General features: G+C 70.9%; 7 protein-coding genes and 1 pseudogene. 2 read left to right on the forward strand and 6 right to left on the reverse strand.

All coding sequences use genetic code 11. From position 1 onward, the window contains the following. Nucleotides 1–52: 52 nt before the first annotated feature. Genes ABZY57_RS31185 through ABZY57_RS31205 form a run of 5 tightly spaced genes read right to left on the reverse strand, consistent with a single transcriptional unit; the run spans nucleotide 53 to nucleotide 5,318 of the window. Nucleotides 53–844 carry an ATP-binding cassette domain-containing protein gene (locus ABZY57_RS31185; protein WP_356517661.1) on the reverse strand — a complete coding sequence of 264 codons (792 nt, stop codon included), beginning with the start codon at nucleotides 842–844 and terminating at the stop codon, nucleotides 53–55. Continuing rightward, nucleotides 837–1,832 (reverse strand): ABC transporter ATP-binding protein, encoded by a 996-nt coding sequence (locus ABZY57_RS31190; protein WP_356517663.1) that lies wholly within the window; start codon nucleotides 1,830–1,832, stop codon nucleotides 837–839. The genes ABZY57_RS31185 and ABZY57_RS31190 overlap by 8 nt, the downstream gene beginning before the upstream one ends. Continuing rightward, a complete protein-coding gene (locus ABZY57_RS31195) occupies nucleotides 1,829–2,686 on the reverse strand; it encodes an ABC transporter permease (RefSeq protein ID WP_356517665.1) in 858 nt (285 codons plus the stop codon). The genes ABZY57_RS31190 and ABZY57_RS31195 overlap by 4 nt, the downstream gene beginning before the upstream one ends. Further along, a complete protein-coding gene (locus ABZY57_RS31200; RefSeq protein WP_356517667.1) occupies nucleotides 2,683–3,633 on the reverse strand; it encodes an ABC transporter permease in 951 nt (316 codons plus the stop codon). The genes ABZY57_RS31195 and ABZY57_RS31200 overlap by 4 nt, the downstream gene beginning before the upstream one ends. Next, on the reverse strand, nucleotides 3,630–5,318 hold the full coding sequence (locus ABZY57_RS31205) for a CocE/NonD family hydrolase (protein ID WP_356517669.1): 1,689 nt from the start codon (nucleotides 5,316–5,318) through the stop codon (nucleotides 3,630–3,632). The genes ABZY57_RS31200 and ABZY57_RS31205 overlap by 4 nt, the downstream gene beginning before the upstream one ends. A gap of 99 nt (nucleotides 5,319–5,417) precedes the next feature. Here ABZY57_RS31205 and ABZY57_RS31210 point away from each other — a divergent pair, with 99 nt between their 5' ends. Both ABZY57_RS31210 and ABZY57_RS31215 read left to right on the forward strand, forming a co-directional pair. Further along, entirely contained in the window at nucleotides 5,418–5,984 is a 567-nt protein-coding gene (locus ABZY57_RS31210; RefSeq protein ID WP_356517671.1) for a TetR family transcriptional regulator C-terminal domain-containing protein, read from the forward strand. A 60-nt stretch (nucleotides 5,985–6,044) separates the two neighbouring features. Further along, nucleotides 6,045–6,875, forward strand: coding sequence for a pectate lyase (locus ABZY57_RS31215; RefSeq protein ID WP_356517673.1), 831 nt, complete (start codon nucleotides 6,045–6,047; stop codon nucleotides 6,873–6,875). Nucleotides 6,876–7,223: 348 nt separating this feature from the next. On the opposite strand, the pseudogene ABZY57_RS31220 reads toward ABZY57_RS31215, so the two are convergent. After that, nucleotides 7,224–7,610, reverse strand: a pseudogene (locus ABZY57_RS31220) (hypothetical protein); the annotation flags it as partial.

Consider the following 7,610-nt stretch of genomic DNA (forward strand, 5'->3'; position numbering starts at 1 on the left):
CCCGAACAGCGTCCGCTGTTCGGGGCCTCGCTATCGTGCGGCCGTGGTGGGATCAGACGGCAGCGGCCTCGGACGCCCTTCTCCGGGGCTTCCAGCCCGGCTTCGGGATGGAGGCGATGAGGCGCTGGGTGTAGGGGTCCTGAGGATCGTCGAGGACGGTCGTGACCGGACCGGATTCGACGACCCTTCCCGCCCGCATCACCAGCACGTCGTCACAGATGTGCCGGACCGCTCCGAGGTCGTGCGTGATGAACAGCAGTGCGGTCCCGGTTTCCGCTCGGATCTGTGCGAGCAGGCCCAGGATCTGAGCCTGGATGGACACGTCCAGAGCCGCGATCGCCTCGTCCATGATCAGTGCCCGTGGTTCGGCCGCCAGCGCGCGGGCGATGGCGACGCGCTGGCGCTGCCCGCCCGACAGCTCCTTCGGCATGGACCGCGCCTGCCGGTGGTCCATGCCCACCATGTCGAACAGCTCGTCCACCCGGGCCCGGAGCTGATCCGTGCGCAGCCGCCGGTGCAGGCCGACCGCCTCCGCGACGGCGTCGCATACGCGCTGGCGCCGGTCGAGGGACGAGTACGGATCCTGGAAGACCATCTGGATCTGCCGTCCGCGGGCGAGGCGCTCGCGTGAACTCAGCCGTCCGGGCCGCCGCTCGTCGCCTGCGACCACGACGTGTCCGCCGCTGGGCGTCTCCAGACCGGCGATCATGCGTGCGGTGGTCGTCTTGCCGGAGCCCGACTCGCCGACGATCGCGAGGGAGCCTCGCTCCGGGAGCGAGAAGGTGACGTCGTCCACGGCGATGAAGCCGCCGTACTCCTTGCGCAGGTTGCGCACGTCAAACATGGCTGCCGGCCTCCTCGGGCGAGAACGTGTGGGGGAAGTGGCAGGCCACCAGGCCGTCACCCGCCGGGCGGTGCCGGGGGCGTTCGCCGCGGCACCGGTCCTGGACGCGGGGACACCGGTCGCCGAAGGCGCATCCGGCGGGCGCTTCGAAGCCGGACAGGGGTCTGCCGGCGATCGAACGCAGCTGCGCGCCGGCGTCGCCGACCGAGGGGCGGGAGGCGAGCAGGGCGCGCGTGTACGGGTGGGCGGCACGGCTGCGCAGACGGTCGGCGGGGAGCTCCTCCACGGTCGTGCCCGCGTACATCACCACAACCCGGTCGCACACGGCGGCCGCCAGCTCCAGGTCATGGGTGATGAACAGCATCGCCAGGCCGCGTGCCTCGCGGGCCTCCGTGACGATGGCCATCACCTCCTCCTGGGTGGTGACGTCGAGCGCGGTGGTCGGCTCGTCGGCGAGCAGCAGCCGCGGTTCGGCGGCCAGCGCGGCGGCGATCATGACGCGCTGCAGAAGACCGCCCGACAGCTCCTGGGGCCGTTGGCGCATGCGCCGCCCGGCATCGGCGATGCCGACCTCCCGCAGGATTCCCGTGACCTTCGTGATCGCCTCGGCGGCCGGGACACCGCGTGCAGTGGTCAGCCCCTCCACCAGGAAGTCGCCGATGCTGCGGGCGGGATTGATGTGGGCCCTGGGGTCCTGGAACACCATGGCGACATCGGAGGCCCGGAACCGGCGCAGCCGTTCCGGCTTCATCGCGGGCACGGATTCCCCGGCGAACAGCAGGTCCCCGTGGATTCGGGCGCCCTTGGGCAGCAGGCTCAGGACGGAGCGGGCGGTCAGGGATTTGCCCGATCCCGACTCTCCCACCAGGGCGACGCCCGCTCCCGCGGGAATGCTGACGTCGGCGCGGTGGACGACGGTGCGTACGGCTCCGTCGAGCGGCAGGTCGATTCTGAGCGCATTGATCTGGAGCAGGGGTGATGAGCTCATGCGTTCTCTCCGAGCAGACGTCGGGACAGTCCGGCCCCCAGCAGGTTGAACGCGACCACGACGATGAGGATGGCGACGCCCGCGTACAGCGACTGCTGTGGTTGACCGGCGAGGATCGAGGGCGCTCCGTTGGACACCATCAGTCCCCATTCCGGGTCCGGCGGCTGGCTGCCGAGGCCCAGGAAGGAGATCGCGGCCACGTCGAGCAGCGCGTAGCCGAAGCCGATGGTGGCCTGGACGAGGACGAGGGGCAGCAGGTTCGGCAGCAGGTGCCGCAGCCAGACGCGGGCGGTGGGGGCGCCGAGGAGCTGGAGCGCCGACACGTACGGAAGGTTCCGCTCCTTGATCGCGGCCGATCGTACGACCCGCGTGACGAGCGGGAGGTAGGCGATGGACAGGGCCACGATCGGCGCGGTGAGTCCGGCACCGAAGACCGCGGCGACCAGCACGGCCATGATCAGTCCGGGGAAGCCGAACACGATGTCCAGGGCGCCCGACACGCACCGGTCGAGGGGGCCGCCGAACCAGGCGGCGGCCAGCGCGAGGAGGGTTCCGAGCGTGGTGGAGACGGTGATCACCACAGTGGGGGCGGCAAGGCTCGCGCGAGTACCGCTGATCAGCCGGGACAGCAGATCCCGTCCGGTGTCGTCCGTCCCGAGGAGATGGCTGAGGGAGGCGCCGGCGTTGACGTTCAGCGGGTCGACGGCGTTCGGATCGTGCGGGGCGATCAGCGGCCCGAACACGGCCAGCAGGATGAACAGGCCGACCACGCACCCCGCGCCGAAGGTCAGACGGTCGCGCGGGCGGCCGCCCCTCGGCTCGGCGGCGGTACGGGTGAACAGGGCGGTGGTCATCGGGCCCCCTTCTGCGCGACCCGGGGGTCGAGTGCGGCGCTGATCAGGTCGACGCCCGTGTTGATGACGACGAACACGACCACGAAGATCAGTGACACCGCTTGGACCACGGCCATGTCCTGCTTGGACGCGGCCTCGATCATGAGGGCTCCGAGCCCTCCGGTGCCGAACGCCTGCTCGGCGACGGCCGCGGTGGCGATGAGGCCGGCGATGCCGACGCCGGAGACCGCGAAGACGGGTCCGGAGGCGTTGTGCAGCACGTGCCGCCTGATCACCGTCCGCTCGGGCACGCCACGGCTGCGAGCGGTCTCTACGTGCTCCGACCGCATCTCCGCCCGCACGGCGGCCCTGGTCACCTGGGCGACGTAGCCGATCCATGTCATCGCCAGTGCGAGGGCCGGCAGCGTCAGGTGCGAGAGGGTGCCGGTGAAGCCCTCGCCCGAGCCGTACACCGGGAACCACGGGAGCTGGACGGCGAAGAGCCAGATGAGCAGGACCGCCATGACGAAGGTCGGTACCGCCATCACGCCCGCGGTGAGGGTCGTGGTCAGCGTCTCCGTGCGCCCGCCGCGCAGTGCGGCGACGGTACCCAGGACGGTACCGGCGGTGAGGACGAGGACGGAGGCGTAGGCGACGAGGGCGAGGGTGTCGCCGGCGCGGGCGCCGATGAGGTCGGCGACGGAGTCGCGGTAGACGAGGGACTTGCCGAAGTCCCCCCGCAGGCAGCCGCTCAGCCAGTGCCCGTAGCCCTGGATGAAGGGGTCGTCCAGGTGGTACTCGCGGTGGATCTGCGCGAGCACTTCGGGGTCGGGGTTGCGGCTGCCGCCGACGAGCAGCGTGGCCGGATCTCCGGGCGTGAGGAACATCGCACCGTAGATGGCCAGGCTCGAGACGAGCACGGTCACGACGAGCAGGGCCAGCCGGGCGGCGAGGAACCGGAGGCTCATCTCGGGTCGCCTCCTTCGCTGCTCGCGGGCAGGACCGTCAGGCGCAGACGGGAGGGGTGGCCGGTGCCGGTCAGGAGCTTCTGCAGGCTCGCTTTGGGGGCGGTCGTCAGCCAAGGGTTCTCCAGTGAACCGGAGTTGGGCAGGTGGTTCGGGAAGTCGCTGCCTGCGATCGTCAGAGCGAGGCGGTGGCCGGGGCGCACCCGGTAGCCCGTGTGGCCCAGGGCGATCTCCCTCTCGCCGGGTCCGTCGGCCTGGGCGCAGCCGCGCACGATCAGGCGCGCCGTGCCGTCCGGTGCCAGATCGAGGAGCCGGACGAATATGTCGAACGTGGGCGCCGTGCTCTCCACGTGCAGCACCGCGTGCACGGGGCCGGCGAGGTCGAGCGGGGTGTCCACATCGGGACCGGTGAACACGAGCACGTCGTCGCGGTCGAGCGTGCGGCGCTCGTCGACGTGATCGCGCAGCTGCAGGAAGGTGTCCGCCGCGGCGGAGGGCACGAGGTCGTCCGGGTCGTAGCGCCACTCGGCCGATTCCGGTGTGCCGGCCGGGCTCGGGACGAGCTGTCCGCCGGGGGCCGTGCCCGTCGCCGCCGACGGCCGCGCCAGGTACAGCTCCGTGGCCGTGGCCTCGGGCAGGGGCCACGCGGAAGCGGTGCGCCAGCCCACATGGCCGAGCTTCCAGCGCACGCGGGGCAGCGATTCGGGCGGGGCGATGCCCTTCAGGTAGACGTCGAAGAACTCGACGGCAGGACCCGTACAGGAGTCGAGCACGCGCTCGAGAGCGGCGTCGTCGGCCAGGTGGTCGACGTCGGGTGAGACCGGTGCGTTCTCCAGGAAGTAGTTCTCGTGGTCGATCGTGTCGGCGGACAGGTACTGCACGGCAGCCCATCCGGGGCGCCGGGCCAGCTCGGTGTAGTCGCGCATGTGGGCGATGCCGAGGTTGTCGAACCAGCCCACGCAGTGCAGGACGGGCACCGGCCGGGCGTCGTAGGGGTGGGGCCCGTTGTACGGGGGGAGGGGAACGCCGCCGACGATCAGGTCGAAGCCGGCCGAACGCTTCCCGATCGCGGTGAATGCCTCCTCGTACGCCGCGAGGAGGGGGCGCCTGGTGAGGTCGACGTCGAACTCGTAGGTGTCGTTGTCCGTCCACACCTGCGCCTGGTAGGAGGTTCCCTCCAGCCACAGCGGCTGCGGTCCGGATCCGGCGTCGTAACTGGCGATGCCAGGAGCGTTGTTGGTAGAGGTCACCCGGGGGACGATGGCGCGGAGGGCGGGGTGCTGGCTGGAGACGGCCGACCACTGGGTGAACCCGTAGTACGAGTCGCCGAACATGCCCACGATCCCGTCCGACCACGGCTGGCGGGTGACCCACTCGATGGTGTCGAACCCGTCGTCGACCTCTCCGGTCCAGCCCAGGGTCCGGCCCTGCGAGCGGAACTTGCCGCGGACGTCCTGGACCACCACGACGTAGCCGCGGGACGTGAACCTTTCCGCGATCCTGTCGAAGAAGACGTAGCGGCTGTTCTTGTCGTAGGGCAGGCGGGCCAGCACGGTCGGCGCCCTCTCTCCCGGACGGGCGCCGTACACATCGGTGGCCAGCTGCACTCCGTCGCGCATGCGCACCATGTGCTGCTGCGCGTGCGGAGGCACTGGCTCCGGGGTGACGCGCCGGACGGCAAGGCTCATGAGGCCCTCCACGGGGCTAATTTTGAAGCAACAACGTGATATAACAACGTTGCATCTCAGTGTGTTCAACGTCAACCCCCTCTGAGCTAGGTTGCTGTCATGCCGATCGACGTCGACGAAGTCCAGCGCCGCAAGGCGATCGCCGAGGCGACCCTCACGGTCGCCGCCCGGGACGGCGCGCGCGCCGTCACCATCCGAGCCGTGGCAAAGGAACTCGGCGGGTCCACGGCGATGATCACGAACTACGTGCCCACGCGGATGGCTCTGATCACCAACGCCGTGCGTGCGGCGGAGTCCCGGTGGCGGGAGGACCTGGACGCCCACCTGGGCGACCTGACCGGTGCGGACCGACTGCGGGCCACGGTGGAATGGCACGTCAGCACGGAACCCGAAGACCTCCTGCTCCGTACGCTCTGGGTGGAGATGCTCTCGTCGGCGCAGACCGACCCCGCCGGTGTCGACCGGCGCGAGCCGCGCGAATCGCGCGCGGAGTTCTTCGAGGCGTGCCTCGCCGCAGGAGTGCCCGACGCCGGGCTCGCCGCCGACGTCCTCTCCCTGCTGACCCGCGGCTACTACGTTTCGACCGTGGAGGAGCCGGCCCATTGGACGCCGGAGCGGGCCGGCCGCGTCGCCCGAGCGGTGGTGGACGCCCTCATCGGCGACTGAGCCGCCATGTCGCCGCGATCCACCCGCTCATGACGTGCCATCAGATGAATGAGAGAAGCGATGACTTCGCACAAGCGCAGGACCGGCCGCCGCAGGGCGCTGGTCAGCGGTCTGGCCGCGCTCTGCATCACGGGCGCCTCCGTCGTCGCGACGGGCCTGCTCACGTCGGCGGGCGCGACCCAGGCAGGGGCCACCGCCGCGAGGGCCTGGCCGCAGGCGAGGGGGGACAAGCCGGTCACCGAGACCATCGAGGTCTCCGGCACGTACGACGGCAAGCTCCAACGCTTCTACGGCACCGGTGAACTCGGCTCCGGGGGCCAGCAGGAGAACCAGAAGCCCGTCTTCGTCCTCAGGGACGGCGCCGTCCTCAAGAACGTGATCATCGGCTCCCCGGCCGCCGACGGGGTCCACTGCCTCGGCAGCTGCACCGTGCAGAACGTCTGGTGGGAGAACGTCGGCGAGGACGCTGCCACCTTCAAGGGCACCTCGGCCTCCGCGGTGTACGCGGTCCACGGCGGCGGCGCGAAGGGCGCGTCCGACAAGGTCTTCCAGTTCAACGGCGCGGGCAAGCTGGTCGTGACCAAGTTCCAGGTCTCCGACTTCGGCAAGCTGGTCCGCTCCTGCGGCAACTGCGCCAAGCAGTACCCGCGCACGATCCTGATCAACGACGTCGACATCACCGCGCCCGGCAAGTCGATCGTCGGCGTCAACTCGAACTACGGGGACATCGCCACCCTGCGGAACATCCGCATCCACGGCGACACCAAGAAGAAGACGAAGCCGTGCACCCGCTTCACGGGCAACGACACCGGCAAGGAGCCCGACGAGATCGGCACCGGACCCGACGGCACCACGTGCCGCTACTCCGTCTCCGACGTCCGCTACGAGTAGGGCCCGTACCGCGACCGGGAACGGTCGCACAGCTCCCCGATCGGGTCCGCCGTCCGCCGTCCGCCGTCCGCCGCTCGTCGGGCAGGGGAACGCGCCGGGCCGGGACCGGTGGCATGACCGCCGGTCCCGGCCCTCGCCGGGTCCCGGCCCGTTACATCGGGTCGGGGAAGATGTCGCTGATGCTCCAGGCGACGCTGAAGCAGGGGAAGTATTCGGCCTCCGGCTCGGTGTCCAGTGCCTGGAGCGCGAGGATCTGGCTCATGGGTGCTCTCCGCTTTCTTCTCGGGGTCGTGTCGGTCGGTCACTGCATACCCGGGCACGGAGTTGCTCGCCGCCGTGCCCGGGCGATCAGGGGACGCCCGCCCGGAGCCGCCCGCCGGATGCGGGGATCCGGGGGCGGGCGTGGTGGGGCTCCGTCAGGAGCGGGCCGGCCAGCAGGCGGTGGAGGGCCAGCAGGACACCGGCCCCGCCACTGGACAGGTCGGCGGTGAACCGCTGCGAACCCGCTCCGAGGAAACGGACACCGCGCCGGTACGGGACGGCGTACTTCAGCAAGCCGGTCGCGGCGCGCACGGCGTCGCTGCGGGCGGCGTCCGTGCCGGTGAGCTCGGCGTGCTCGGTCAGGAACCAGCTCAGCCCGGCCAGTCCCCGGTACAGGCCCGCCTCCTTCGTGGCGCAGGAGACCCGGATGCCGGCGACCAGCCGCGGCAGCGCCGCGGCGCAGCGTTCGTCCGG

Source organism: Streptomyces sp. NPDC006450 (genome assembly GCF_040612195.1).
Classification (GTDB): Bacteria; Actinomycetota; Actinomycetes; order Streptomycetales; family Streptomycetaceae; genus Streptomyces.

Excerpts from the sequence above, each read along its gene's own strand:
- ABZY57_RS31190 (WP_356517663.1), bottom strand. The coding sequence starts at position 1,832 with ATGAGCTCATCACCCCTGCTCCAGATCAATGCGCTCAGAATCGACCTG.
- ABZY57_RS31200 (WP_356517667.1), bottom strand. The coding sequence starts at position 3,633 with ATGAGCCTCCGGTTCCTCGCCGCCCGGCTGGCCCTGCTCGTCGTGACC.
- ABZY57_RS31185 (WP_356517661.1), bottom strand. The coding sequence starts at position 844 with ATGTTTGACGTGCGCAACCTGCGCAAGGAGTACGGCGGCTTCATCGCC.
- ABZY57_RS31215 (WP_356517673.1), top strand. The coding sequence starts at position 6,045 with ATGACTTCGCACAAGCGCAGGACCGGCCGCCGCAGGGCGCTGGTCAGC.
- ABZY57_RS31195 (WP_356517665.1), bottom strand. The coding sequence starts at position 2,686 with ATGACCACCGCCCTGTTCACCCGTACCGCCGCCGAGCCGAGGGGCGGC.
- ABZY57_RS31210 (WP_356517671.1), top strand. The coding sequence starts at position 5,418 with ATGCCGATCGACGTCGACGAAGTCCAGCGCCGCAAGGCGATCGCCGAG.
- ABZY57_RS31205 (WP_356517669.1), bottom strand. The coding sequence starts at position 5,318 with ATGAGCCTTGCCGTCCGGCGCGTCACCCCGGAGCCAGTGCCTCCGCAC.